The following is a 25,757-nucleotide window of genomic DNA, read 5'->3' as shown; positions in this document are numbered from 1 at the left end:
TGCTTCTGGATCATGGTGAGCTGCACGTCGCCGGTGCCGGGCGGCAGATCGACCACGATGATCTCGGCATCGCCCCAGTGCGCGTCGATCAGCTGGCCCAGCGCGTTGCCCGCCATCGGCCCACGCCAGGCGATCGCCTGCCCGGGCTGGACAAGGTGCCCCATGGAGAGCATCGGCACGCCGAACGGACTAGGCACCGGGATCATCTTGTTGCCTTCGGCCTCCGGGCGGCGGCCCTCGGTCGCCAGCAGGCGCGGCTGCGAAGGGCCGTAGATATCGGCATCGACCAGCCCCACCTTGCGCCCCAGCCGCGCCATGGCGACCGCGAGATTGGCCGAGAGCGTCGACTTGCCCACGCCGCCCTTGCCCGAACCAACCGCGATGATGCGGCGCTGGCGCTTCTCCGCCGTCATCGCCAGCCGCACGTCCTGCGCGCCCGCCTTGCGCGCGGCGTCGCGCACCGCCATTTCCAGCCGGTCCCGCTCCATGCGGTCCATCCCGCCGACGTCCAGCACGATCGTGGCGATGCCATCCGCGCCGCGCAGCGATTGCAGCCGCGCGCCGGCCAGTTCCTCAAGGGCGCTTCGCAGCGCGTCTTCGTTCAGACTCACGTGATTTCCTGTTCTTCCGGGCCTTCCAACTCGCGCGCGTCCTAGCAGATGAATTTTGGGGAGGAGACACTGTTTTTCCGCGAAACCCGTTCCTATAACGACCTCATGAGCAGTTTTGGCGAGCGGATGACGCGCATCGGCCTGGCGATGGCCGGCAAGAAAAGCCCATGGGGCGATCCTGACAGCGCCGACGGCAGCGAGCCGGGCGGCGCCGCGCCTTCGGCCACGGGTGGCAAGGACGCCGATGCGCCGGACGGACCGGCGGGCGAAAAGCCGCAGGAGCCGAAGCAACCGAACGGCCCTCGCAATCCCTGGCTGCCGCCTTCGTCGGGCGAAGGTCGGCGCTCCGCCAGCATCGAGGACATCTTCCGCGCGCGCACCGGGCGCGGCCGTCCCGGTGGAGGCGATGGCGGCGGCGGCAAGGGGCCGACGCTGCCGCGCCTGCCGCAGCGGCCGGACGGCAAGTCGTGGCTGCCGATCGGCATCGCGCTGGTCGCGGCCGTTTGGCTGGGCGCTTCCATGGTCCATCGCATCTCGCCGCAGGAAAAGGGCGTGGTCACCACGTTCGGCAAGTATTCGCGGATGCTGGACCCCGGCATGGCGCTGACGCTGCCCTGGCCGATCCAGTCGGTCGCGACGCAGGACGTCACCTCGATCCGCCGGGAATCGATTCCGGAAGGCGATGGCGAGAAGCTGATGCTCACGGGCGATCAGAACCTTGTCGACCTGTCGTACCTCGTGCGCTGGAACATCAAGAACCTGAAGCTCTATTCGTTCCAGCTGGCCGATCCGGACCAGACGGTGCGCGAGGTGGCCGAAGCGGCGATGCGCCAGTCGATCGCCGAAGTCACGCTGAACGACGCCATGGGCGCAGGCCGCGCCTCGATCGAACAAAGCGCGCGCGACCGGATGCAGAAGGTGCTCGACGCCTACCGTTCGGGCATCCTGATCCAGGGCGTGGACATCAAGAAGGTGGACCCGCCCGCCAAGGTGGTGGACGCTTTCAAGGAAGTGCTGGCCGCACAGCAGGACGCGCAGAGCGACGTCAACCGCGCGCAGGCCTGGGCGCAGCAAACCACCGCGCGCGCGCAGGGCGATGCAACCGCGTTCGACAAGGTCTATGAACAATACAAGCTGGCCCCGGAAGTGACGCGGCGCCGGATGTACTATGAAACGATGGAACGCGTGCTGAGCCAGACCGACAAGGTGATCGTCGAAACGCCGGGCGTCACGCCCTATCTGCCGTTGCCGCAACTCATGCAGCAACCCAAGCCCGCACCGACGGAGGGCCGCTGACATGGGCGGCTTCTTCGAGAACCTGTGGCGCGAACAGAAGGTGCTGCTCGGCGTGCTGGCCGCGGCGCTGTTGCTTGCGATCAGTTCGCTGATCGTCGTCGATGAAAAGGAACAGGTGCTGATCGTCCGGCTGGGCGATCCCGTGCGCGTGATCAACCGTTTCCGGCCCAACACCGACTACGGCCAGACCGGAGCGGGCCTGAGCTGGCGGATTCCGTTCTTCGAACAGGCCGTGCGCATCGACAAGCGCGTGCTGGACGTCGACCTGGAACGCCAGCAGGTGACCTCGGCCGACCAGCGCCGGCTGGAGGTGGACGCCTATGCCCGGTACCGCGTGATCGATCCGGTCAAGATGTACCAGACCGCCGGCACGGTGGACCGCGTTTCCGAACAGCTCCAGCCAATCCTCAATTCGGCGCTGCGCCAGGAACTGGGCAACCGCACCTTCGCCTCGCTGCTGACCGCCGAACGGGGGCAGGCCATGGCCAACATCCGCGCCGGGCTGGACAGCGAAGCGCGCGAATACGGCGCGCAAGTGATCGACGTGCGGATCAAGCGGGCGGATCTGCCCGACGGCACCCCGCTGGACAGCGCCTTCACCCGGATGAGCACCGCGCGCCAGCAGGAGGCGGCAACGATCCGCGCGCAGGGCTCGAAGAACGCGCAGATCATCCGCGCCGAAGCGTCCGCTTCCGCCGCGAAGACCTATGCCGACAGCTTCGGCAAGGACCCGGCGTTCTACGACTTCTACCGCGCGATGCAGAGCTATGACGCGACCTTCGCGCAGAAGGGCAGCAGCACCTCGATCGTGCTGTCGCCGGACAACGAATATCTGAAGCAGTTCAGGGGAAAGTAGGAACCGCGTCATTCAAATCCCGTTCATGCAACAAAGCGTGAAAAACGGGGCGGGATCTCACGCGGCGGCACTCCGCCCCAATCGAACAGACAAGAAGGAAATGGCCACGTGCGATATGCTTATGGTGTGACTACGGCCCTGCTCCTCGCCGGCAGCGCTCTGACGCTGGTCACCGGATTTCCCGCCGGGGCGCAGGTCGCGCAGAACGACAGCGCACAGATGCAGGCGGTCGTCCCCCGCGCCGGCGCGCCGGCCAGCTTCGCCGACCTGACCCAGCAGCTTCAGCCGGCAGTGGTGAACATCTCCACCCGCCAGCGGGTGAAGGTGCAGAACAACAATCCGTTCGCCGGCACGCCCTTCGGCGATCTGTTCGGCGGCGGCCAGGGCGGCGGCGGCACCACCACGCGCGAGGCGCAGTCGCTGGGATCGGGCTTCGTCATTTCCGCCGACGGCTATGTGGTGACCAACAACCACGTCATCACCGCCGACGGCCAGGGTGAGGTCGAATCGATCACCGTGACGATGACCGACGGCACCGATTATCCCGCCAAGCTGATCGGCCGCGATGCCGCATCCGACCTCGCGGTGCTGAAGATCAGCAGTTCCAAGCCCTTCCCGTTCGTGAAGTTCGGGGATTCGCGCAAGGCGCGCGTGGGCGACTGGGTGATCGCGATCGGCAACCCGTTCGGCCTGGGCGGCACCGTCACGCAGGGCATCATCTCGGCGGTCTATCGCAACACCGGTTCGGGTTCGGCCTATGACCGCTATCTGCAGACCGACGCATCGATCAACCGGGGCAACTCCGGCGGCCCGATGTTCGACATGCAGGGCAACGTGATCGGCATCAACAACGCGATCTTTTCGCCCACCGGCGGCAGCGTGGGGATCGGGTTCGCCATTCCCGCCGAAACCGCCGCGCCGATCGTGGACAAGCTGATCAAGGGCCAGGCGATCGAACGCGGCTATCTGGGCGTGCGCATCCAGCCGCTGTCGGACGATCTGGCCGCTTCGCTGGGTCTGGCCAAGAAGCGCGGCGAATTCATCCAGTCGGTGGAGCCGGGCCATGGCGCGGCCAAGGCCGGCATCCAGGCGGGCGACGTGGTCGTCTCCGTGGCGGGCAAGGAAGTGACGCCGGAACAGACGCTGTCGTTCATCGTCGCCAACACCGCGCCTGGCACGCGCATCCCGATCGAACTGGTCCGCAACGGCCAGCGCCTGACCGTGAACGCGGTGGTGGACAAGCGCCCGACCGAAGAGGAACTGGCCAAGCAGAGCTTCGATCCCGACGCGCAGGATCAGGACGACAGCTTCGGTGGCAAGAGCCAGAGCCAGAAGCAGAACGGCACCGTGATCCAGCAGTCGCTGGGCCTGGCCGCCATTCCGCTGACCACCCAGATCGCCCGCCAGCTTGGCGCCAGCGACGATACGCGCGGCGTGGTGGTCACGGCGGTCGACGATTCGTCGGACGCCGGCTCGAAGGGGCTGCAGCGCGGCGACATCATCCTGTCGGCCAATTACCGCGCGCTGACCAGCATCGCCGATCTCGAAGCCGTGGTGCGCGCCGCCAAGGCGGAAAACCGCGAAGCCGTGCTGCTGCGCGTCCAGCGCCGCGGCCAGCCGGCGATCTACGTGCCGGTGCGCCTGCGCTGACCGCACGGGCGCGATAGCGGAACACGAAGAAGGAGGGCCTTACCGCCCTCCTTTTTTGTTGGCGGTTGGAAGGTGGGTGGCTGCCCACCCCCGGCCCCTCCCGCAAGCGGGAGGGGAGAAGAAGGGGCGGCCCCTCCCGCCAGCGGGAGGGGAGCGAGACTTGCGTCGCCGCAGGCGGCGCTAGTCGCAGCGGGGTGGGCTTTCCGCGCTCCGCGTTTGCATCTGATGGAACCGGCCTTCCCGACCGAACGCAAGCAAACGATCAAGGGTTGCCCTGCCCTCCGCCAACGGTGGCGCGGGTGCCGCCGGTCGGTCGGGCGCGCGGTGCGGCCTGGCCGTTGGCGTCGTTCCGGCCCCGCCCGATCGCGCGGTCGAGGAAATCGTCGTTCGCGGCCGCCGGGCCGCTGCCATCGGCGCCGTTGCCATCGCGGTAGGTCGGCTGGCGTTCGCGCTGCGCCCCGGAGGGCGTGTTGCTGCCGATACCCGGCGCGCCGCCTGCTGGACCGTTCCCCGGCCCACCCGGTGCGCCGCCTGCCGGAGCCTGCCCGCCCTGGTCGACCAGATTGCCGTTCTCATCCACGTAGAAGTAGTTGTCGGAATTGTTGAGCAGGGCCTCGTCGTCGGGCTCGAGCTGCCATTGCGGCAGCTTGAGTTCGGTATCGAACTTCTCCGCCGGGCGCTTGGCGGTGGCGACTTTCATGTAGGCCGCGAACGCGCGCGCCGGCGCGGTGCCGCCCTGCAATCCCGGCACCGCGTGGGCATCGTCGCGCCCCATCCATACGCCGGTGGTGATGCCGCTGGAAAAGCCGAGGAACCAGCCATCCTTGTTCGAGCTGGTCGTTCCGGTCTTGCCTGCCACCGGCCGGCCGATCTGCGCGGCGCGGCCCGTGCCGATGCTGACTGCCGTCTGCAGCAGATCGGTGATACCGGCCGCGACATACGTGGGCACAAGCTGCTGCGACGCATCAGGGCGGTGGCTATAGACCACCTCGCCGTCCGTGGTGGTGATCTTGCGAATGCCATAGGGCGTGACCGACGCGCCCTTGTTCTGCACCGCGGCGAAGGCGCGCACCATGTCGATCACGCGCACGTCGGACGTGCCCAGCACCATCGAGGGCAACGTGTTGATCGGCGTGGTGATGCCGAAGCGGCGGGCCATGTTGGCCACCGCGCCGAAGCCTACCTCGTTGCCGAGCTGCGCGGCCACGGTGTTCTTGGAATAGGCGAAGGCGGTGCGCACGTCGATTTCGCCGGCGTAAGTGCCGCCCGAATTGCGCGGCGACCACCCGTCGATCGTGACCGGCGCATCGACCACGCGCGAATCCGGCGTGTAGCCAGCCTCGAGCGCGGCGAGATAGACGAACAGCTTCCATGCCGAGCCGGGCTGGCGCACGGCGTTGGTGGCGCGGTTGTAGTTGGACGTCACGTAATCCGTGCCGCCCACCATCGCCAGCACCGCGCCATCGCGGTCCACGCTGACCATCGCGCCTTGTGCGCCCTTGGGAGCATAGCCCTGGATCGCGCTGGTCGCGGCGCGCTGCATGACGGGGTCAAGCGTGGTCCAGACCTCGATCGGCTGGTCGTTTTCCGGCAGGATCAGGTCCAGCTGCGGCAGAACCCAGTCCGTGAAGTAGCGCGCCGAGTTCTGGCCCTCCTCGCCCGCCAGCTTCACGTCCTTGAAATTGACCGCCGCGGCTTCGGCAGGTGTGATCGTGCCGTTGCGCTGCATCACGTCGAGCACGACCTTGGCGCGCCCGACGGCGGCCTCGGCATCGGCGGTCGGCGAATAGTGCGAAGGCGCTTTCACCAGCCCGGCGATGATCGATGCCTCGGCCAGCGACAGGCGCTCGCCCGAATGGCCGAAGAACTTGCGCGCGGCGGAATCGACGCCATAGGCACCGCCACCGAAATAGACCTTGTTGAGATAGAGTTCGAGGATCTGGTCCTTGGAGAACTTCTGCTCCAGCGCCAGCGCCAGCACCGCCTCGCGCAGCTTGCGGTCGAAGGTGCGGCTGTTGTTGAGGAAGATGTTGCGGGCAAGCTGCTGCGTGATCGTGGAGCCGCCCTGCCGCCAGCGCCCGCTTTCGACGCGGACCATCAGCGAACGGGCAATGCCCAGCGGGTCCACGCCCCAGTGTTCGCGATAACGCCGGTCTTCCACCGAAACCATCGCATCGCGCATCACGCGCGGGATGCGATCGTAGGGAATCCACCGGCCGTAGCTTGGCCCCAGGGTGACGATTTCCGACCCGTCGTTGGCGCGTACCACGATCATCTGGCCGGCCTGGCTGGACTTCAGCTTCTCGTAGCTCGGCAGCGAACGCGCGGTGACGAACACCGCCACCGCCGCACCGATCACCGCGAGGAGCGCAAGGCCGCCGCCCCAGACGAAAATGCGCCGTATCCAACGGCGGAAGGCCGATGGCTTCTTCGGCGCGCGGGAAGAGCCGCCCGAATCCGGGCTGCGTGGAATATCCCGTCTGGCCATCAGTCTTCTACCGGACCTTTCCGTCTACTGCGAACCATGCTGGCGGGAGCAACACGGCATCCGGCATGGATGGCCCCCAACGCGAACCGCCCTTTGCATAGGCTATTTGTAACGCAGGGTTAATCGGAAGTTTTCCCGCGCGGGGAAAAGGCCACGTCCGGCCGGCCCGAAGGCGGACCAGGCGTGCGATCAGACGTCAGGGCGATCAGTCCTCGGGCGAAAAATCCAGCGAGGCGCTGTTGATGCAATAGCGCAGGCCGGTGGGCGCGGGGCCATCGGGGAACACGTGGCCCAAGTGCCCGTCGCAGCGCGCGCAGCGCACTTCGGTGCGGACCATGCCGTGCGTGACATCGCGGTGTTCGTCCACCGCCTCGGCCTCCATCGGCGCATAGAAGCTCGGCCAGCCGGAGCCGCTGTCATACTTGGTGGCGGCATCGAACAGCGGCGCGCCGCAGCCGGCGCAGACATAGTCGCCCGCCGCCTTGTTCTTTTCGTACTTGCCCGTGAAGGCGCGCTCGGTGCCCGCCTGCCGCAGGATCGCGTACTGTTCCGGCGTCAGCCTTTCGCGCCATTCGGCTTCGGTGAGGTTCAGCTTGTCGGCCATGGGGATCTCCTTTGCCGCGCATATGGGGTCAGTCGGGAAACTCTACAATGAGCACCGCGCCATCGTGCCCGGCCACGCGCATCCGCGTGCCGACCGGGGCATCCGGACCGCGCACCAGCCATTCGGTATCACCCTGGCGCACGCGTCCGCCGCCGCCGTCGATCGCCTGCACGACGGTGACGCTCTGGCCGATCAGCCGCCCGCCGCGATCGTTGAGCAAGGGGTCGGCCGAAACCACCGGATTACGGGCCAGCCAGCGCCGCGCCGCAAACAGCACGCAGCCCGCCAGCACGGCGAACAGCACCACCTGCGCGGCCAGCGCCACCGGCAGCGCCGCCGCCACGAAGCCCGTGAGCAGGGCCGCCGCTGCCAGCCAGATCAGGAAATACCCCGGGGCGACGAGTTCCGCGATGGCCAGCGCGACTCCCAGCGCCAGCCAGCCCCAGTGCGGCGCCAGCGCGTCAAGCACGGCCCATCCCCGATTTGTCCGCCCCCGCCTTGTCCGCCGGTGCGGGGTTGGCCGGAGGCTTGATCGCGTCACCGATCAGTTCCCCGATCCCGCCCAGCGAGCCAATCAGTTGCGTCGCCTCCACGGGGAACAGGATGGTCTTGGCGTTGGGCGAAACCGCGAACTGCTGCACCGCCTCCACATATTTCTGCGCCACGAAATAGTTGAGCGCCTGCGTGCCCGAAGACGCGATCGCCTCGGACACGACCTGCGTGGCCCGTGCCTCGGCCTCGGCCGCGCGTTCGCGCGCCTCGGCATCGCGATAGGCCGCTTCGCGCCGCCCTTCGGCTTCGAGGATCTGCGCCTGCTTCTGCCCTTCGGCGCGCAGGATTTCCGCGCTTTTCAGCCCCTCGGCCTCGAGAATCTGCGCGCGCTTCTCGCGCTCGGCCTTCATCTGGCGCGCCATGGCGTTGGAAATGTCCGCCGGCGGGCGGATGTCCTTGATCTCCACGCGGGTGATCTTGAGGCCCCAGGGCGAGGTGGCGTGATCGACCACGGCCAGCAGGCGGGCGTTGATCTCGTCCCGCTTGGACAGCGTCTCGTCCAGGTCCATCGACCCCATCACCGTGCGCAAGTTGGTGGTGGTGAGTTGCATGATCGCGACGAAGAGGTCCGATACCTCGTAGGCCGCCTTGCCCGCGTCCAGCACCTGGAAGAACACGATGGCGTCCACGCCGACCATGGCGTTGTCGCGGGTGATGATCTCCTGGCCGGGGATGTCCAGCACCTGTTCCATCATGTTGACCTTGCGCCCGACGCGATCGACGAACGGCATGATGAAATGCAGGCCGGGCGTAGCCGCCAGCGTGAACTTGCCCAGCCGCTCGATGGTGTAGACGTACCCTTGGCGCACCACGCGGACGCCGGTGATGAAATAGACGGCGACCAGCACCGCCAGCAGAATAACCACGCCTTCCATCGCCACCCCCATCAATCGGATACCGGAGTCTAGCGCACGGCGCATTCCAGCCAAGCACAAACCGCTCCGGCCACCCAAGCGCGATGGAAGCTGGTCAATAGTGCGATTTCTGATCCGGCTTCGCGAGGTCGTAACAATGGGCGATGTCGTACTTTTCGACGCCCCCGCCCTCGTCGAACGCTTCCTTGAGCATGGCGTCGTGCGCCTCGGCGATCGCCTGGTCGGCCTGGTCGCCGCTCCTGCCCGCGGCGATCAGCGCCTCACGCTCGCGCGCGGTCAGCACCGAGGTCAGCGTCTTCATGTCCTGCGCCGCCGGCGTCATGCCCTCGCGCCCGTGAATTTCCTCGAAGGCGAGCGAGAGGATCGCGGTGCATTGCAGAAGGTCAGGCGCCCGCAGCGGCGGAACGGTCTTGTCCAGCAGCGGAAGACAGGCGCGCATCTGCGCAGCCAACGCGGCATCCGCGGGATCGGCACTGGCGCCCTTCTGCAAGGTGCCGACATCGGCCACGATCAGATCGCGCACCTGTTCGCGCGTCAGGCCGGCTTCGGCGACGACCCGCGTGCTCACCTCGACGAAATAGCGCTTTCCCCGCACGGCCAGCGGCGGGAACGCGAGCGCGGCAGGTGCCCCGTTGGCCTGCTCGGACGCAACGATCGCGAAGACGGCGGCGCATTGCAGCGCGGCGCGGTGTTCCGGGGTCAGGCTGTAGGCTGTAATCGCATCGGCGGCCGCATCCGCCGCCACGGCCGGGGATGCCGGCAGGGCAGATGGAACAAGCAACGAAAGCGCGCCAAGCGCGGCGGGAATGCGCATGGTCAGGCTATAGGCGCGGCGTGCGCAAAAAAGAAGCCGCGAGCATGACGCTCGCGGCCCTGGCAGGTTTGGCGTGTCCGGCAGGGTAGCGGGAGGACACGCGCTGGAGAAAAGATCGGATCGGCCGGGCGCTTGTTAAGGCCCGGATCGATCCTTCAGGCCAGAATCAGGCCTTCCCGCCGTTGCAACGGGCAAGTTCCTCGGCGGAAAGCTCGCCGTCCGGCGTGGCGAAGCGGGCGATCGTGCCAACCTTCTGGGAAATGCGCGCGCAGACCATTGCGGGGCGCGAGGTGTCGCGCGCGCCCGAGCATTCCGATCCGGTGCAGGACCAGGCAACGCCGTGTTCGATCAGGCGCTTGGGCGCATCGAGAGCGGTTGCCAGGGTAACGGAATAGTAGCCGCCCGCTGCGTGCGAAGGCGTGGCGGTTGCAGTGAAACCGGCGACCGTTCCGACCAGCGCGAGAACGGCAGGCGCAAGCTGGCGCAACGCGCCATGGCGAAGTGCAGTCATGATTCTTCCCCTTTTTCATGGCAAGGAAATCATGGGGTCCTTGGAGAGGGTCGATTTCCGTTGCGAATCGTTTCCTATATCGATAGGTTTTAAGTTGCAACTAAAAACTTAAATAGGCCGACGATATGGGGTACAAGCGCGACGACATGCACAAACTTCACGAACCCCTTGCCGAGATCGGACAGTGTGGCCTTCCCGTGGCGCTGGAAGCCATGGGCGAGCGCTGGTCGTTCATGATCCTGCGCGCCGCCCTGAACGGCGTCCGGCACTTCGAGGATTTCCTCGACGAGCTTGGGATCGCCCGGAACATCCTTTCGAACCGCCTGTCAAGGCTGGTCGAAGCGGGCATTCTCAAGCGCGAGCATTGCGCCGACGATCGCCGCCGCATCGAATACCGGTTGACGGAAAAGGGATTCGATCTGTTGCCGGCCATGCTGGCATTGCGCCAGTGGGGCGAGAAATGGCAACTCGGCGTCGCCGCCAATCCGGTGCTGTGCGACGCGCGCGATGGCAGGCCCATCGCGCCGATCACAATCCGCGCGCACGACGATCGACAGCTGAAGCACAGCGACCTCACCTGGCGTGATCTGGCGGATGTGGAAGCGGAAGAAGCGGGCGGCGCTGCTGCCGGAATATCTCCGGTCCGCATCGTCGGGTAGCAAGCCCCGCAGACTATCTGCAAAAAGAACCCGGGAGCGGGGGGCTGAGGTCCGCCCCCGGGGTGCAGATTACCGGCTGTGGACCGGTCCGCGCTTGATCGAGGCGAATTTCGCCCGCGCATTGTTCAGCGCGCTGTTATAGCAAGTCCGTTCGGACACCTGCTCGTTCAGAGAAGCGCGATCGGTGCCGATGCCGCAGACGCCGCGGGCCGCGCTGCGCAGACGGGCGTCGAACGCGGACTGTCCGTGCGGCGTGGAAAGGTCGAGATCGGCATAGTCCACCGCGCGGGTTTCCTGGGCAAAGGCGGGCTGCGCGGCGATGGTCAGGCCGAAAAGGGCAGTGGCGAAAGCGGTCTTGGTGAGAGCGGTCATGGTCTGGTCCTCAATCTGGTGTCCGGAACCGTTTGGCGGTCGATCCCGGAAGGGGGGCTGCGACGGCAGATCGGGGTATGGGGGGCAACGCCGTCGCTGAAGTTGTCCTACGCCGCCCCGCCCCGTCGCGCCCGCCGTCATCGACAAGGCAGGAAGTCCCGCCGACGAGAAGCGACCGCGTCCGACGAACGACCGTCCTGATCCGGTGAACCGCATGGGCCGCATGTTGCTGACAACCGGGAAGAAGAGTTCTATCGTTACGCAACAATGGCCATTCTCGTCACATTCCTGCTCGGCATCGGCAATTTCGCTCTGCACCGGGCAGTCCTGGACAGCGGCCATCCGCTGCTGGGCAAAATGCCTTGGTTCTATCACGGCCTCCACCGGCGCTTCAGCTTCGCGGTGGAATTCCTGATGCTGTTTGCCGGGCTGCTGCTGACCGCGCAGGGCATTGCGTGGGGGCCGGTCGCCTACCTCGGCTATACCGCGCTCAACGGCCTATCCGCGTGGCTGATCCTGAGCGACCGTATCTGAACCGGCCCGGGAACCACGCGCGCCCAGCCGCATTGCCCGAACGATGGACCGAACCCCGCCAATCTGGCTGGTCGCCAACGCGGCCAGCGGCAGCAACAGCGACGACGCGCTCGACGACCTGATGGCCAGACTGGCCGCCACCGGGAGAGAACCGGCGCGCGTCGTGCGCTTTCCTGACGATGCCCTGCCGGCGCGCGCCGATCTCGACCGCGAAGGCATCGGCATGCTTGCGGTGTTCACCGGGGACGGCACCGTCAACGCGCAGTGCACGCGGCTTTATGGATGGGACGGCGCCGTGCTCGTCTTGCCGGGCGGCACGCAGAACCTCATGGCCAAGGCGCTGCATGGCGAAGACGTGTCTGTCGAAGGCGTGGTTGCGGCGCTGGAACAGGGCAGCCTCTCATCCACACGCCGCCGCCTGATCCGCTGCGCGCAAGGTGACGCCCTGTGCGAGATCGTGGCCGGCCCCGGCGCGGTATGGGCCGACGTGCGCGAGGAAATCCGCGACGGCGATCTGGGCGGCGTCGCGACATCGCTGGGCGAAGCGATTCGCCGCAGCGCCTCGGACCCCGGCGTGACGATCGTCGAGCCGGCAACGGGGCGCGAGGAAGGCTACCCCGCCATACGCCTTCACCCCGGCGCTGCGGGCATGGCTGTCGATGCCTATGGCCCGCAGGACATCGCCGGCATCGCACAGCAAGCGGGCGCGATCCTGCGGCGGGATTTCCGCACTGGCCCGCACGACAAGCTGGGCGAACACGATCGCGTGCGCTGCCGCTCCGAGGAACCGATCGAACTGATGATCGACGGCGAACGCCGCACCGGAGCGCGCGAAGAGACGTTCGAAATCATGGACTGCGACGTGAATTTCCTGTCTAGCATCCGGCAGCATGAGTAGCTCTGCCCCGATCCGGATCTTCCATCTCAGCGACATCCATTTCGGGCTGGAGGACCGCGAGGCGCTGGCCTGGGCGCGCGAAAGCATCGCGCGCGAACGGCCCGACGCGGTGGCCATCACCGGCGACCTGACGATGCGCGCGCGCCACCGCGAATTCGCCGCCGCGTGCGACTGGATTCTTTCGCTCGATGCCGCCGTGACGGTGGAGGTGGGCAATCACGACCTGCCCTATTTCAACCTCTTCGAACGCTTCACCGATCCCTATCGCCGTTTCCGCCGGATCGAGGCGCTGGTCGAGCGCGCGATTCCGGTCAACGGCATCGCGATCATCCCGCTCAAGACCACGGCACGCGCGCAGCCGCGCCTCAACTGGTCGAAAGGCTGTGTGACCCGGCGCGCGCTGGCGCAGACGCTGGCGGCGATCGACGCGCTTCCCGTGGGCGTCCGCGCCATCGTTACCGCACATCACCCGCTGGTGGAGGCCGGCACGCGCGGCAAGGCGCTGACGCGGGGAGGATCGCGCGCGCTGGCGGAACTGGCGAAGCGCGATGTGCTGGCCGTGCTTTCCGGCCACGTCCACGATCCGTTCGACCTGATCCACCCCACCCCAAACGGCCCGGTCCGCATGATCGGCGCGGGCACGCTTTCGCAGCGGATCCGCTCGACTCCGGTCAGCTTCAACGAACTGACGATCGCGGACGGCCGGATCGACGTGCGCGTGCGAAATATGGAGCGTGTGCCAACGCGCGCCATGCAGATCGACGACATCCCCGAAGACGCCCTGCCCCCGCGGGAGACCGGCGCGCCGGTGGCCCTGATCGGCGCCGTGCCCGACGTCGATCCGCCGGTGCATTGAGCGCGGCGCGACACGCGCTATAGGGCACCCATGTCCGCAAACCTTTCCACGCCCGTCGTCACGCGCTTCGCGCCATCGCCCACCGGGCGGCTCCATGTCGGCAATATTCGCACGGCGCTGCACAACTGGCTGCTCGCCAAGCGCCACGGCGGTCGCTTCCTGCTGCGCATCGACGATACCGATGCCGAGCGCAGCCGCGAGGAGCATGTCGAAGCGATCCGCGCCGATCTGGCGTGGCTGGGCCTCCATCCCGAAGGCGAGGAGCGCCAATCGGCGCGCTTCGCGATCTACGAGGCGGCGTTCGACCGGCTGGTCGCGGCGGGGCGTCTCTATCGCTGCTACGAAACCGCGCAGGAACTCGATCTCAAGCGCAAGGTCCTGCTCGGGCGCGGTCTGCCGCCGATCTACGATCGCGCCGCGCTGCGCCTGACCGAGGCCGATCACGCGGCCAGGGCGGCGGCGGGCGAAAAGCCGCACTGGCGCTTCCTGCTGGACCACGACACGCCGATCGCATGGCACGACGGCATCCGCGGCCCGCAACACTTCGATCCGCGCCAGATGTCCGACCCGGTGGTACGCCGCGCCGACGGATCGTGGCTCTACATGCTGCCCAGCGCGATCGACGATGCCGCCATGGGGATCAGCGACGTGTTGCGCGGCGAGGACCACGTTTCCAACACCGCCACGCAGATCCAGATGTTCGGCGCGCTGGGGGCGGAGCCGCCGCGCTTCGCCCACGCCGCGCTGCTGACCGGCACCGAAGGCAAGCTCTCCAAGCGGCTGGGCTCGCTGGGGGTCGCCGATCTGCGCGAAGCAGGCATCGAGCCGGAAGCCCTGATCGCCATGCTGGCGCGCCTGGGAACGTCGGACCCGATCGATCCCGCGCTGGATGCGGATGCCCTGGCCGCCGCGTTCGACCTTTCCCGGTTCGGCCGCGCGCCGGCGCGGTTCGACGATGCCGAGCTGCACCGCATCAACGCCGCCGTGGTCCATCGCCTGCCCTTCGCGCGCGTGGCCCATCTCCTGCCCGAAGGCATGACCGAGGTCGCCTGGGAAGCGATCCGCCCCAACCTGGCCCATATCGGCGAAGCGGCCGACTGGTGGCTCGTGGTGACCGGGCCGATCACTGCCCCCGAGGCCGACCCCGAGACGCGGGCCTTCCTCGATCAGGCCGCGACGGTCGCCGCCGGGATCGACTGGGCGTCCGACCCCTGGAGCGCATTGACGGCGACGCTCAAGGACGCGACCGGGCGCAAGGGCAAGGCCCTGTTTCTGCCGCTGCGGCAGGCACTCACGGGCATGGACCACGGGCCGGACATGAAGGCGCTGCTGCCGCTGATCGGCAAGGCCGAAGCAATCGGACGGCTCAGCCCCGCGCCCTGACGCCGAAGCGGGTCAGGCGCTGCCCGTTTCGCTCGCCAGCAAGGCGGGATCGATGCCGTGGATACGCCAGGTCGCGGCCCAGCGCGCGCCGACCGGCGTATCGAACAGGATGTCCGAACTGCCGTCCGCCGCGAACCAGCCGTGCCGCCGCATCTCGCCTTCGAGTTGGCCAGGCGCCCAGCCGGCATAGCCCAGCGCGATCAGCCAGTGCCGTGGCCCGCGCCCCTCCGCGATGGCCCGAAGGATGTCGAGCGAAGCGGAAAGCCCGCACAGCGGATGCACGTCGATCGTGCCCGCCCCGCCCCAGTCCCGCGAATGGAGGACGAACCCGCGCGATGGTTCTACCGGACCGCCATGGAGCACCGGCCCATCGGGCGCGACACCGGGATCGATGCCCACGTCTTCCAGAAGGCCGTGCAGGGTCACGCCATCACGGGGCTGGCCGATGCCGATGCCCATTGCACCGTTTTCGTCGTGCACGCACATCGCGATCACCGCGTGGTCGAAACGCGGATCGCCCATGCCCGGCATGGCCAGCAGGATCCGGCCGGCGAGGTACTGCGCTTCAGGCATGTGAAACCGTATCCTTTCGAGCCTCCCGCACCCCATCATGACGCAGCTGGACGACCGGCACAACGGGACGAATCGTCGGGCATTTGATACCGGTCAACCCATATTAGGCAAAACTGATTAATCCGAGTCGCGATCCCTTTTGAACGCAATGGCCCGGTTCGGCGGAATGCCGGCCAAGGGGCCGTTCGGACCAGGAAGGAACGCGCCGTGCTGCGCCTGATGCTTGTGCTTCACGCTGTCATCGCCACCACCCTGATGGGGGCTGGAATCACCGCCGCGCTGGCGGCAGGTTATGTTGCCAAGGGGCCGATCCTAGCCGCCGCGCTGGGCGGCTTCGTTCTGGCGTTCCCGGCAAGCTGGCTGATCGCCCGCCAGATCGTGGCGCGCGCGGGCTGAAACCCGCCCGCATCCCGTCAGGCTGCGACCGCCTTCATCTCGTGTTCGCCGGCCGCTTCCAGCAGGCGCTTCTCCACCGTTTTCAGCCTGTTTTCGGCGGCCACCTTCTCACCCAGCACATCGGTGACGTAGAACGTATCGACCGCGCGCTCGCCATAGGTAGCGATATGCGCGGAATGGACGACCAGCCGCGCCTCGAATAGCGCGCGCGCCAGGCGGTTAAGCAGGGCGGGCCGATCGCGCGCGCCCACCTCGATCACGGTGAAGCGGTTGGACGCCTTGTTGTCGAAGATCACGATCGGCTGGACCTCGAACGCGTCGGCGCGCGGGCGGGCCAGCGGGCGCGCCGCCAGTTGCGGCACCAGCTTGACCCGGTTCGCCAGAGCATCGCCGATCATGGCCTTGAGCCGCCCGATCTGCGCCTCTTCGCTGAACGGACGCCCAAGCGGGTCCTGCACCAGGAAGTTGTCGACCGCCGTACCGTTGCGCGCGGTGTGGATGCGCGCGTCGATGATGTTGCCGCCGGCCAGATGGATTCCGCCGGCTATGCGGTAGAACAGCCCCGGATGGTCCGCCGCCATCACCGTGACCAGCGTCGCCCCGCGCGCCGGGTAGTATTGCGCCTCGACCGATAGCGGCTGCCCGTGCGCGCGGTCGAGCTGCTGGAGGTTGAGCGCGATGATGTCCTCCGGCTCGGCGATCCAGTAGGCTTCGCCCAGCTGGCGGCCGGCGGTGCCGATCAGGTTGTCCCGCTCGCGCAGGATCTCGCCCACCGCCTTCTTCTTCGCCGCGATCCGTTCGGCGCGCCCGTGCTGCTTGTGGCCCAGCCGCAGCATTTCCTCCGTCGCCAGGAACAAGTCGCCCAGCAGCTGCCGCTTCCAGCCGTTCCAGATGCCAGGGCCGACGGCGCGAATGTCCACGATCGTCAGGACCAGCAACAGGCGCAGCCGCTCGACGCTTTGAACCGTGCCGGCGAAATCGGCGATGGTCTTGTAGTCCGCCAGATCGCGCTTGAACGCGGTGGCGCTCATCAGAAGGTGCTGGCGAACCAGCCAGGCGACCAGTTCGGTTTCCGCCGCCGACAGCCCGAGCCGCGGGCACAGCTTCATCGCCACTTCCGCGCCAAGGATCGAATGGTCCCCGCGCCGCCCCTTGGCGATATCGTGGAGCAGCGTGGCGACATACAGCACGCGGCGCGACGCGACCTTGGCGATCACGTCGCTGGCCAGCGGATGATCGTCGCGCGCCTCACCCTTCTCGATCCGCGCCAGCAGGCCGATCGCGCGGATCGTATGCTCGTCCACCGTGTAGTGGTGGTACATGTCGAACTGCATCTGCGCCACGACACGGCCGAAATCGGGCACGAAGCGGCCGAACACACCCGCCTCGTTCATCCAGCGCAGCACGGTTTCGGGATCGTTGCGACTGGTCAGGATGTCGAGGAACAGCGCATTGGCGCGCGGGTCCTTGCGCACGCGGGCATCGATCAACCCGGCATCGCGCTGGGCCAGCCGCATCGCTTCCGGATGGATTTCCATCGCCTCGCGATCGGCGAGCGCGAACATCTCCAGCAGCCGCACCGGCTCCTTGCGGAAGAAATCGTCGCCAGTCACGGTGATGCGCCCGGCGTCGATGGTGAACACGCCCACCTTTTTCTTCCGCCGCCGGAATGCCGCGAAGAACCCGCGCTTCTGGCGGGCAAACTGTTCGTCAAGCTGCGCCAGGAACACGCCAGTCAGCGACCCCACTTGCTTGGCCTGCAGGAAGAAGAACTGCATGAACCGTTCGACCGCGCTCTTGCCCGGCCGGTCGGCGAAGTTCATGTGCATGGCGACCTCACGCTGGAGATCGAAGGTCAGCCGGTCCTCGGCCCGGTTCGTCAGCGCGTGGAGATGGCAGCGCACCGCCCAGAAGAAGTTCTCGGCGCGCCGGAACTGGCGGTATTCGTCGGCGGTCAGCAGCCCCACGTCGACCAGTTCGCTGGGATCGCGCACCTTGTGGATGTATTTGCCGATCCAGTAGAGCGTGTGAAGATCGCGCAGCCCGCCCTTGCCTTCCTTCACGTTCGGCTCGACCACGTAGCGGCTGTCACCCAGCCGCTTGTGCCGCTCGTTGCGCTCGGCCAGCTTTTCGGAAACGAACTGCCGTTCGGTGCCAGTAACGACCTCGGCCCAGAAGCGGCGCGAACCTTCCTCGAACAGTTCGCGATCGCCCCACACGTAGCGCCCTTCGAGCAGCGCGGTGCGGATGGTCAGATCGCTGCGCGCCATGCGCACAAGTTCGTCCAGCGAACGGCTGGAATGGCCAACCTTCAGCCCCAGATCCCACAGGAAATAGAGCATCGCCTCGATCACCTGTTCGCACCACGCCGTCGGCTTGATCGGCGTGAGAAAGGCGATGTCGACATCGGAATGCGGCGCCATTTCGCCCCGGCCGTATCCGCCCACCGCCAGCACGGCGATCCGTTCGCCCGTGCTGCGGTTGCTGGCGCGATAGACGTCGCCGACGACGTGATCGTAAATCACGCGGACCAGCTGGTCGATCAGGAAGGCGTGCCCCTGCGCGCATTCATAACCGGCGGACGGCTTTTCCGACAGCCGCCGCATCAGCTCCGACCGCCCGCGCGACAGCGCATCGCGCAGCAGTTCGACCACGACGGGCCGTGCCTTGTCGCGATGCTCGGCCACGGCGGCGGCCACCGCGTCGGTCAGGGTACGCCGATCAACGATCGCGCGCTGGTGCGGAAGGCGGGGAAGCGTCATGGCGGCTCTATAGAAGGAGCGGGGTTGACGGGAAACCACGAAGTCCTCCGTGGTTCCCGCAATGCCGCGCTACGTTATTCCAGCCGGTCAACCAGCCTTGACCGTCCACAGCTTCGCATAAGTCTCGCGCAGCGACCGCTTGTCGACCTTTTCCGTGCCCAGGCGCGGAAGCGGCTCGTGAACCTGCCAGAAACGCACTGGAATCTTGAACGGCGCGATGTGTTCGGCCAGGAAAACGCGCAGTTCCTCCTCGCTGGCCGAGCAACCGTCCTTGGCCAGATAGACCGCCACCGGCACTTCGCCATAGAGTTCGTCGGGCAGGCCAAACACGCTGGCCTCGGCGACGCAGGGATGCGCGTAAATCGCCCCTTCCACCTCGATGCACGAGATGTTCTCGCCACCGCGAATGATGATGTCCTTCTTGCGATCGACGATGAACAGATAGCCTTCGGGATCGAGATAGCCGAGGTCGCCGGTGCGGAAATAGCCGTCGGGCATGATCGCCTCGGCGGTCGCCTTGGGATTGTCCCAGTACCCCAGGAAATTGCAGACGCTGCGAATCGAGACTTCGCCGATTTCGCCCTGCGGCCGCGGCTTGCCCGCGTCATCGAGGATGGCCAGATCAACCAGCGGGCGCGAGGCCGTGCCGGTGCTGTCGGGCTTGGCGAGATAGTTCTCGTTGAGATTGCCGCAGCCGACGCCATTGGTTTCGGTCAGGCCATAGCCGATGATCGGAAAGCCCTGCGGCAGCGCCTTGCGGATGCGTTCGACGTGCTCCACCGGGCGCGGCGCGCCGCCGGCGGCGAAGGTCACGCAGCTCGACAGGTCGTACTTGTCGCGATCGGGATGCGTGGCGATCTCGAAGCTCATCAGCGGCACGCCGACGAAATAGGTCACCTTCTCGCGCTCGATCAGGCGCATCGCCTCGGTCGCGTCCCACTTGGGCATCAGCACCAGCTTGCGGCCGAGCGCGAAGCTCTGGAGGAACACCGGAACCTCGCCCGTGACATGGAACAGCGGCACGTTGACCAGCGTTACCGGCTGCGCGCCCAGCGGAGGTGCCTCGCCCCGTTCGGTCATCCGGCCCAGCGCCATCACGCTCTGCGCCAGATAGTTCATCGTGCCCTGCACCACCCCGCGATGATCGGAATAGGCGCCCTTGGCATTGCCGGTGGAGCCGGAGGTGAACAGCACCGTCGCCAGATCGTCACCGCCCAGATCCGGCAAAGGCGTTTCGGCGCCGCCGCCCTGCGCCGTCAGCGCGGCCAGCCCTTGCAGCGGCGGGCAGTCGTGCTCCATCGGCAGCAGCGTCGCTCCGTGGTCCAGCCCCTCGAGCCGCGCCGCGCGGCCAGCGTCGGCGATGACCAGACGGCACCCCACCAGCCGGATGCCGTGCGCCAGTTCCTCACCGCTCCACCAGCCGTTGAGCAGCGTGACGCAGCCCCCCGCCATCACCACCGCCATGTAGGCCACGACCCAGCTTGCCGAATTGCGCGCGACGATGCCGATCCGCTCGCCTTTCTGCACGCCATGGCCTTCCACCAACCCGCCGGCCACCACGCGCGCGGCAGCATATATCTGCGCGAATGTCAGCCGCTGTCCGCCATCGATGATGAATTCGCGATCGCCCTGCTGCGCGCAGAACAGCGCGAAATAGGCCGCGAGGCTGGGCGGGGCGGCGGCGATCATCGGCACCGTCCAGCCCGCGCGCTGGAAGGGAACCGTGGCAAACATGCCGCCTTCGGCGGTCAGGGCATCCATGATCCGGGACAGATCCCGATCGAGCTGGCTCAGCATTGCTTTCGTTACTCTCCCAAGTGCGCGTGCCGCACGGCGCGGCCTTTTCATGTTTGTCAGGCATTCGCTGCCGTGCCAAAAGCCGGCGGCGAACCTGCCGGCGAAGACACAGACAGGTCCCTTTCTGCAACTTGTACGGAGTTCACTCCTTGCTGTCACTATCGGCGCTGTTACAGTCGGTTCCGCTGCTTGCGTCGGGTGCGATGGCCCTGCCCCACCAGCCGCTGCACTGGGAAGACCTGGGCCTTTCCCCGATCGCCGTCGACCTCGGCTTCTTCACGATCAAGTGGTATTCGCTGGCCTATCTGGCGGGCATCCTGCTCGCCTACTGGCACCTTCTGCGCATGATCCGTTCGCCCGGCGCGCCGCTGGCGCAGCGCCATGCAGACGATCTGTTCTTCTACGCCACGCTGGGCGTGATCCTGGGCGGGCGTCTGGGCTATGCCACGTTCTACGCGCCGCGCATGTTCGCAGATCCGGGCGAACTGGTGAAGCTGTGGGAAGGCGGCATGAGCTTCCACGGCGGCATGATCGGCACGGTGCTGGCGATCGCGTGGGTTTCGTGGCGCAACAAGCTCAATTTCGTGCGGGTGTGCGATTACATCGCCGTCTGCGTGCCTTTCGGTCTGCTGTTCGGCCGCCTGGCCAACTTCGTGAACGGCGAGTTGTGGGGCCGCGTGACCACCTCCACGGTGCCCTGGGTCATGATCTTTCCCGGCGCCGGCCCCCAGCCGCGCCATCCCAGCCAGCTCTACGAGGCGCTGCTCGAAGGCCTGGTGCTGGCCGTGCTGCTGATCACGCTGTTCTGGAAGACCCGCGCGCGCTGGCGGCCGGGCCTGCTGGTCGGGCTGTTCACGCTGGGCTACGGCCTGTCGCGCTTCACCGTGGAATACTTCCGCGAACCGGACGCGCAGCTTGAGGAATTCGCCCGCAGCACCGGCTTCTCGATGGGCCAGTGGCTGACCATGCCGATGATGGCGGTGGGCCTGTTCTTCTTCATTCGCGCGCTGGTTCGCCCTCCGCTTTCGGCCCCGAAGCCGGCAACCGCGCCGGCCGCCACCGCGTGACCGGGGGGGCCACGACGGCCCGGGACGATCGTTCGCTCACCGCGACGTTCGCCCGCCTGATCGCCGCCACCGGGCCACTGAGCATCGCGCATTTCATGGCCGAATCGAACGCGCGCTATTACGATTCGCGCGACCCGCTGGGCCTGACGGGAGACTTCATCACCGCCCCGGAAGTCAGCCAGATGTTCGGCGAACTGATCGGGTTGTGGCTGACGGACATCTGGACGCGCGCCGGCGCGCCATATCCCGTCCACTACGTCGAACTCGGCCCGGGCCGCGGCACGCTGGCGCGCGACGCGCTGCGCGTGATGCGACGACAGGGCATGGCACCCGCCGTGCATTTCGTGGAAGGCAGCACGGCGCTGCGCGCGATCCAGCGCGAACACCATCCCGATGCCAACTGGCACGACGATCTCTCCACCTTGCCCGCGGACGCGCCGCTGCTGATCGTCGCCAACGAGTTCCTCGACGCGCTGCCGGTGCATCAACTGGTGAAGACCGCCGCCGGCTGGCGCGAACGCCTGGTGGGAATGCACGAAGGCAGGCTGGCCCCGGTCGTGGGCGCGCGCCCCATGGATGCGGCGGTGGCGATGGGTGGCACCGTCTCCGCCGCGCTTGCCGCGCTGATCGCGGACGCGCCCGACGGCGCGATCCTCGAAAGCAGTCCCGCGTCTGCGGCGGCTGTGCGCGCGGTCGCGGAACGGCTGGCCGCGCAGGGCGGCGCGGCGCTGTTCATCGACTATGGCCACACCGCGCCGCGCCTTGGCAGCACGCTGCAGGCGGTGCGCGCGCACCGCAAGGTCGATGCTTTCGCCATGCCCGGCGAGGCTGACCTCACCGCGCACGTCGATTTCGCGGCGATGGCGGAAACCGCCGAAGCCGGCGGCGCGCGGTGGATGGGCACGGCGGAACAGGGCCCCTGGCTCCACGCGCTCGGCATCGGCGCACGCGCGCAGGCGTTGGCGCACTCGGCGCCGGCACAGGTCGCGACCCTCAACGCGGCGCTCGACCGACTGACCGGGGAATCGCAGATGGGCGCGCTTTTCAAGGTTATGGGGCTGGCGAACCCCGGCTGGCCTGCGGGCGCCGGTTTCCCGCGTTAGGCCGCGAATCCCCCTTCCGGGGTTCTTCCGGCGAAACCCTGCTCACCCCCCTGCCCAAACCCTTGTGAATCCGCGCTTCCCGCAGGACCAAAATGCCTGTTGGCAAACTATCGCCTTTGCGTCTATCAGGCCCCCCAAGTGGGGGTTTGGTGCGCGCTGTTCGCGTGCGCCCGGCCCCTGTGCAAGGGGGATAAACCGGACGGTCCTTTCCCCGGGCACGTTCAAAGGGGCAAGTTGGACCGCGCCCGGTCCGCGGGCGCGGCGGCAGCAGGCAGGGAATTTCAATGGCTGATGAGGCGAGCATCGACACTCCGGCTGATGGTACCGGAGAAGGTGTGCGGCGGCGCGATTTCATCAATATCGCGGCCGTAAGTTTTGCGGGAGTGGGCGGCCTTGCCGCCGTCTGGCCGCTGGTGCGGCAGATGAGTCCGTCGGCGGACGTCCTGGCGGAAAGCTCCACGGAGATCGACATCTCGGCGATCCAGCCGGGACAGGCGATCAAGGCCGTGTTCCGCAAGCAGCCGGTGTTCCTCCGCAACCTGACCCCGAAGGAAATCTCGGAAGCGGACGCGGTCGACGCCTCGACGCTGCGCGATCCGCAAACGCTCGAGCAGCGCACCAAGGAAGGCCACAAGAACTGGCTGATCACCATGGGTGTCTGCACCCACCTGGGCTGCGTGCCGCTGGGCGCCGGCGAAGGCGAGGTGAAGGGCGAGTTCGGCGGTTACTTCTGCCCCTGCCACGGTTCGGTCTACGATACCGCGGCGCGCATCCGCAAAGGCCCGGCACCGAAGAATCTCGAAGTGCCTCCCTACGAATTCACTTCCGACACTGTCGTGAAGATCGGCTGAGGATAAGACCCGATGAGCTTTCCCTGGGCGAACCATTACAAGCCTAGCCACCCCTTCATGCAGTGGCTGGACGAGAAGCTGCCTTTGCCGCGCTTCGTCTACAACGCCGTCGGCGCCGGTTATCCGGTGCCGCGCAACCTGAACTATTTCTGGAACTTCGGCATCCTGGCAGGCGTCTGCCTGATGCTCCAGATCGTCACCGGCGTGATCCTGGCGATGCACTATGCCGCCAACACGGGCGTGGCGTTCGATTCCACCGAACACATCATGCGTGACGTGAACTGGGGCTGGATGCTGCGCTACGCGCACGCCAACGGTGCCTCGGCGTTCTTCGTCGTGGTCTATGTCCACATCTTCCGCGGGTTCTTCTTCAGCTCGTACAAGGCCCCGCGCGAGATGATCTGGCTGCTGGGCGTGGTGATCTTCCTGCTGATGATGGCCACCGCCTTCATGGGCTACGTGCTTCCCTGGGGCCAGATGAGCTTCTGGGGCGCCAAGGTCATCACCGGCCTGTTCGGCGCGATCCCGCTGGTGGGCGAACCGCTGCAGCAGTGGCTGCTCGGCGGCTTCTCGCCCGATCAGGCGGCGCTGAACCGCTTCTTCTCGCTGCACTTCCTGCTGCCCTTCGTGATCCTGGGCGTGGTGATCCTGCACGTGTGGGCGCTGCACATCCCCGGTTCGTCGAACCCGACGGGCGTGGAAGTGAAGAGCGAGAGCGATACCGTTCCCTTCCACCCGTACTACACGGCGAAGGACGGCTTCGGCCTGGGCGTGTTCCTGCTGCTCTACTGCGCGGTGCTGTTCTTCGCGCCGAACGCGCTGGGCCACCCGGACAACTACATTCCGGCCAACCCGATGAGCACCCCGGCGCACATCGTGCCCGAATGGTACTTCTGGCCGTTCTACGCGATCCTGCGCGCCTTCACGTCGGACTTCTTCTTCATGCCGGCCAAGCTGATGGGCGTGCTCGCCATGTTCAGCGCGATCCTGGTGTGGTTCTTCCTGCCCTGGCTGGATACCTCGCCGGTCCGTTCGGGCTTGTACCGTCCGCTGTTCCGCAAGTTCTTCTACGTCCTGCTCGTGGACGTGCTGATCCTGGGATACTGCGGCGGCGCGCCGGCTGCGGAACCCTACGTGATGATCTCGCAGATCGCCGCGACGTACTACTTCCTGCACTTCCTCGTCATTCTCCCGCTCGTTTCGTCGATCGAGAAGCCCGAACCGCTTCCCTATTCGATTACCGAAGCCGTGCTGGGCAAGGATGACGGCGCCGTGCTGTCCGCCAACCCCGCTGCCTGAGCCAGCCGAACCGGAAAGAACGAGAGAACCCCTATGGTCCGTCTTTTTGGCCCCTTCGTCGGCCTTTTCTTCGCCGTCGCGCTGCTCTGGTCGTTCGGTAATGGCGCCTATGTCGCCATTACCGAGCCGGCGGCCCCGACAGCCGAGCACGAGTTCCACAAGCACCCCAAGGAAGTGCACTTCGCTTCCGACGGCGCGTTCGGCCGCTTCGACAAGGAACAGCTGCAGCGCGGCTTCCTGGTTTACAAGGAAGTGTGCTCGGCCTGCCACTCGCTCAAGCACGTCGCGTTCCGCGATCTCCAGCAGCTCGGCTATTCGGAAGCCGAAGTGAAGGCGATCGCCAAGCAGTGGGGCACCAAGCAGCCCACCTTCGACCCGAAGACCGGTGACCGTGGCGAGCGTGACAACCTGCCCGCCGATCACTTCCCGATGGTCTACTACGCCGGCCAGGGCAGCCCGCCCGACCTGTCGCTGATCACCAAGGCGCGTCACGAAGGCCCGGCCTATGTGTACTCGCTGCTGACCGGCTATCAGGACCAGCCCGCGGAACTCCTCAAGAAGTTCCCGGACGCCAAGACGCCGGAAGGGCTGCACTACAACCCGTACTTCGCCAACCTGAACCTGGCGATGCCCGCGCCGCTGACCGGCGATGGCCAGGTGACCTACAGCGATGGCACGCCGGCGACGGTCGACCAGATGTCCAAGGACGTAGCGGCGTTCCTGATCTGGACGGCCGAACCCAAGCTGGACAAGCGCAAGCAGACCGGCTGGGCCGTGCTGGGCTTCCTGCTGGCGGCCACCGTGCTGGCCTATCTGTCCAAGAAGCAGGTTTGGAGCAACGTGGGCGGACATTGATCGCCCGCCGATTGCCAGACACGAGAAGGCCACCGGGAACGGTGGCCTTTTTCGTTGGCGCACGGCCGCCGCAACGCCATGGTGCGCCGCACCCA

The 25,757-nt window shown here is 66.9% G+C and carries 25 protein-coding genes; 14 read left to right on the top strand and 11 right to left on the bottom strand.

All coding sequences use genetic code 11. From position 1 onward, the window contains the following. On the bottom strand, positions 1–413 hold a 413-nt coding region (locus B3547_RS21100), incomplete at its 3' end, for a P-loop NTPase (protein ID WP_292966779.1). 303 nt (positions 414–716) lie between these two features. On the opposite strand from B3547_RS21100, the gene hflK reads away from it, so the two are divergent. The 3 genes from hflK to B3547_RS21085 all read left to right on the top strand — a co-directional run bounded on the left by hflK (position 717) and on the right by B3547_RS21085 (position 4,413). After that, positions 717–1,907 carry a protease modulator HflK gene (gene hflK, locus B3547_RS21095; protein WP_292966777.1) on the top strand — a complete coding sequence of 397 codons (1,191 nt, stop codon included), beginning with the start codon at positions 717–719 and terminating at the stop codon, positions 1,905–1,907. Position 1,908: 1 nt separating this feature from the next. Continuing rightward, positions 1,909–2,763 carry a protease modulator HflC gene (gene hflC, locus B3547_RS21090; protein ID WP_292966775.1) on the top strand — a complete coding sequence of 285 codons (855 nt, stop codon included), beginning with the start codon at positions 1,909–1,911 and terminating at the stop codon, positions 2,761–2,763. A 108-nt stretch (positions 2,764–2,871) separates the two neighbouring features. Beyond that, positions 2,872–4,413, top strand: a complete 1,542-nt coding sequence (locus B3547_RS21085) for a Do family serine endopeptidase (protein WP_190287280.1) — start codon at positions 2,872–2,874, stop codon at positions 4,411–4,413. A 262-nt stretch (positions 4,414–4,675) separates the two neighbouring features. On the opposite strand, the gene B3547_RS21080 is transcribed toward B3547_RS21085, so the two are convergent. From B3547_RS21080 to B3547_RS21055, 6 genes are all read right to left on the bottom strand, one after another. Further along, the gene (locus tag B3547_RS21080; protein ID WP_292966770.1) at positions 4,676–6,901 is read right to left on the bottom strand and encodes a transglycosylase domain-containing protein; all 2,226 of its coding nucleotides are present in this window, start codon (positions 6,899–6,901) and stop codon (positions 4,676–4,678) included. Between the two features lie 205 nt (positions 6,902–7,106). After that, positions 7,107–7,505 (bottom strand): peptide-methionine (R)-S-oxide reductase MsrB, encoded by a 399-nt coding sequence (gene msrB / locus B3547_RS21075; RefSeq protein WP_124810016.1) that lies wholly within the window; start codon positions 7,503–7,505, stop codon positions 7,107–7,109. 28 nt (positions 7,506–7,533) lie between these two features. Then, positions 7,534–7,974, bottom strand: a complete 441-nt coding sequence (locus tag B3547_RS21070; RefSeq protein ID WP_292966767.1) for an NfeD family protein — start codon at positions 7,972–7,974, stop codon at positions 7,534–7,536. Then, entirely contained in the window at positions 7,967–8,932 is a 966-nt protein-coding gene (locus B3547_RS21065; RefSeq protein ID WP_292966765.1) for an SPFH domain-containing protein, read from the bottom strand. Before B3547_RS21065 ends, B3547_RS21070 begins: the two co-directional genes overlap by 8 nt. A 94-nt stretch (positions 8,933–9,026) precedes the next feature. Further along, positions 9,027–9,746: a hypothetical protein gene (locus B3547_RS21060; RefSeq protein ID WP_292966763.1), complete on the bottom strand. Its 720-nt coding sequence runs from the start codon at positions 9,744–9,746 to the stop codon at positions 9,027–9,029. 166 nt (positions 9,747–9,912) lie between these two features. Continuing rightward, positions 9,913–10,257 (bottom strand): CC_3452 family protein, encoded by a 345-nt coding sequence (locus B3547_RS21055; RefSeq protein ID WP_233497360.1) that lies wholly within the window; start codon positions 10,255–10,257, stop codon positions 9,913–9,915. 146 nt (positions 10,258–10,403) lie between these two features. Here B3547_RS21055 and B3547_RS21050 point away from each other — a divergent pair, with 146 nt between their 5' ends. Continuing rightward, complete coding sequence (locus B3547_RS21050) at positions 10,404–10,916, top strand: winged helix-turn-helix transcriptional regulator (RefSeq protein ID WP_292966760.1); 513 nt, start codon at positions 10,404–10,406, stop codon at positions 10,914–10,916. Between the two features lie 69 nt (positions 10,917–10,985). Here B3547_RS21050 and B3547_RS21045 read toward each other — a convergent pair whose 3' ends face one another. Then, on the bottom strand, positions 10,986–11,288 hold the full coding sequence (locus B3547_RS21045) for a UrcA family protein (protein WP_158453910.1): 303 nt from the start codon (positions 11,286–11,288) through the stop codon (positions 10,986–10,988). A 267-nt stretch (positions 11,289–11,555) separates the two neighbouring features. Between B3547_RS21045 and B3547_RS21040 the strand changes: the two genes are divergently transcribed. From B3547_RS21040 to gltX, 4 genes are read left to right on the top strand one after another with little or no spacing between them, the layout of a single operon-like run. Further along, a complete protein-coding gene (locus B3547_RS21040; RefSeq protein WP_125953906.1) occupies positions 11,556–11,822 on the top strand; it encodes a hypothetical protein in 267 nt (88 codons plus the stop codon). 43 nt (positions 11,823–11,865) lie between these two features. Next, positions 11,866–12,720: a diacylglycerol kinase family protein gene (locus tag B3547_RS21035; protein WP_292966756.1), complete on the top strand. Its 855-nt coding sequence runs from the start codon at positions 11,866–11,868 to the stop codon at positions 12,718–12,720. Beyond that, positions 12,713–13,576, top strand: a complete 864-nt coding sequence (locus B3547_RS21030) for a metallophosphoesterase family protein (protein ID WP_292966754.1) — start codon at positions 12,713–12,715, stop codon at positions 13,574–13,576. Before B3547_RS21035 ends, B3547_RS21030 begins: the two co-directional genes overlap by 8 nt. A 30-nt stretch (positions 13,577–13,606) precedes the next feature. Then, positions 13,607–14,959: a glutamate--tRNA ligase gene (gltX, locus tag B3547_RS21025; protein ID WP_292966752.1), complete on the top strand. Its 1,353-nt coding sequence runs from the start codon at positions 13,607–13,609 to the stop codon at positions 14,957–14,959. A gap of 12 nt (positions 14,960–14,971) precedes the next feature. On the opposite strand, the gene B3547_RS21020 is transcribed toward gltX, so the two are convergent. Continuing rightward, positions 14,972–15,532: a YqgE/AlgH family protein gene (locus B3547_RS21020; RefSeq protein ID WP_124810007.1), complete on the bottom strand. Its 561-nt coding sequence runs from the start codon at positions 15,530–15,532 to the stop codon at positions 14,972–14,974. Between the two features lie 207 nt (positions 15,533–15,739). Between B3547_RS21020 and B3547_RS21015 the strand changes: the two genes are divergently transcribed. Next, on the top strand, positions 15,740–15,928 hold the full coding sequence (locus B3547_RS21015) for a hypothetical protein (RefSeq protein WP_124810006.1): 189 nt from the start codon (positions 15,740–15,742) through the stop codon (positions 15,926–15,928). 17 nt (positions 15,929–15,945) lie between these two features. On the opposite strand, the gene B3547_RS21010 is transcribed toward B3547_RS21015, so the two are convergent. Then, positions 15,946–18,690, bottom strand: a complete 2,745-nt coding sequence (locus B3547_RS21010) for a [protein-PII] uridylyltransferase (protein ID WP_124810005.1) — start codon at positions 18,688–18,690, stop codon at positions 15,946–15,948. 87 nt (positions 18,691–18,777) lie between these two features. Beyond that, complete coding sequence (locus B3547_RS21005; RefSeq protein ID WP_292966746.1) at positions 18,778–20,487, bottom strand: class I adenylate-forming enzyme family protein; 1,710 nt, start codon at positions 20,485–20,487, stop codon at positions 18,778–18,780. Positions 20,488–20,690: 203 nt separating this feature from the next. On the opposite strand from B3547_RS21005, the gene lgt reads away from it, so the two are divergent. From lgt to B3547_RS20980, 5 genes are all read left to right on the top strand, one after another. Continuing rightward, complete coding sequence (gene lgt, locus B3547_RS21000; RefSeq protein WP_124810057.1) at positions 20,691–21,554, top strand: prolipoprotein diacylglyceryl transferase; 864 nt, start codon at positions 20,691–20,693, stop codon at positions 21,552–21,554. Further along, positions 21,551–22,657: a class I SAM-dependent methyltransferase gene (locus B3547_RS20995; RefSeq protein WP_292966743.1), complete on the top strand. Its 1,107-nt coding sequence runs from the start codon at positions 21,551–21,553 to the stop codon at positions 22,655–22,657. The genes lgt and B3547_RS20995 overlap by 4 nt, the downstream gene beginning before the upstream one ends. 284 nt (positions 22,658–22,941) lie before the next feature. Continuing rightward, positions 22,942–23,508 (top strand): ubiquinol-cytochrome c reductase iron-sulfur subunit, encoded by a 567-nt coding sequence (gene petA, locus B3547_RS20990; protein ID WP_124810003.1) that lies wholly within the window; start codon positions 22,942–22,944, stop codon positions 23,506–23,508. 12 nt (positions 23,509–23,520) lie between these two features. Then, positions 23,521–24,807 (top strand): cytochrome b, encoded by a 1,287-nt coding sequence (locus B3547_RS20985; protein WP_292966740.1) that lies wholly within the window; start codon positions 23,521–23,523, stop codon positions 24,805–24,807. A 33-nt stretch (positions 24,808–24,840) separates the two neighbouring features. Next, positions 24,841–25,662, top strand: coding sequence for a cytochrome c1 (locus tag B3547_RS20980; RefSeq protein WP_125953911.1), 822 nt, complete (start codon positions 24,841–24,843; stop codon positions 25,660–25,662). The last annotated feature ends 95 nt before the right edge of the window (positions 25,663–25,757 follow it).

This window comes from Novosphingobium sp. UBA1939, from assembly GCF_002336885.1.
Taxonomy (GTDB): domain Bacteria; phylum Pseudomonadota; class Alphaproteobacteria; order Sphingomonadales; family Sphingomonadaceae; genus Novosphingobium.
Note: the sequence above shows the minus strand (reverse complement) of the source record. Positions and strands in the feature narration are given on the sequence as shown.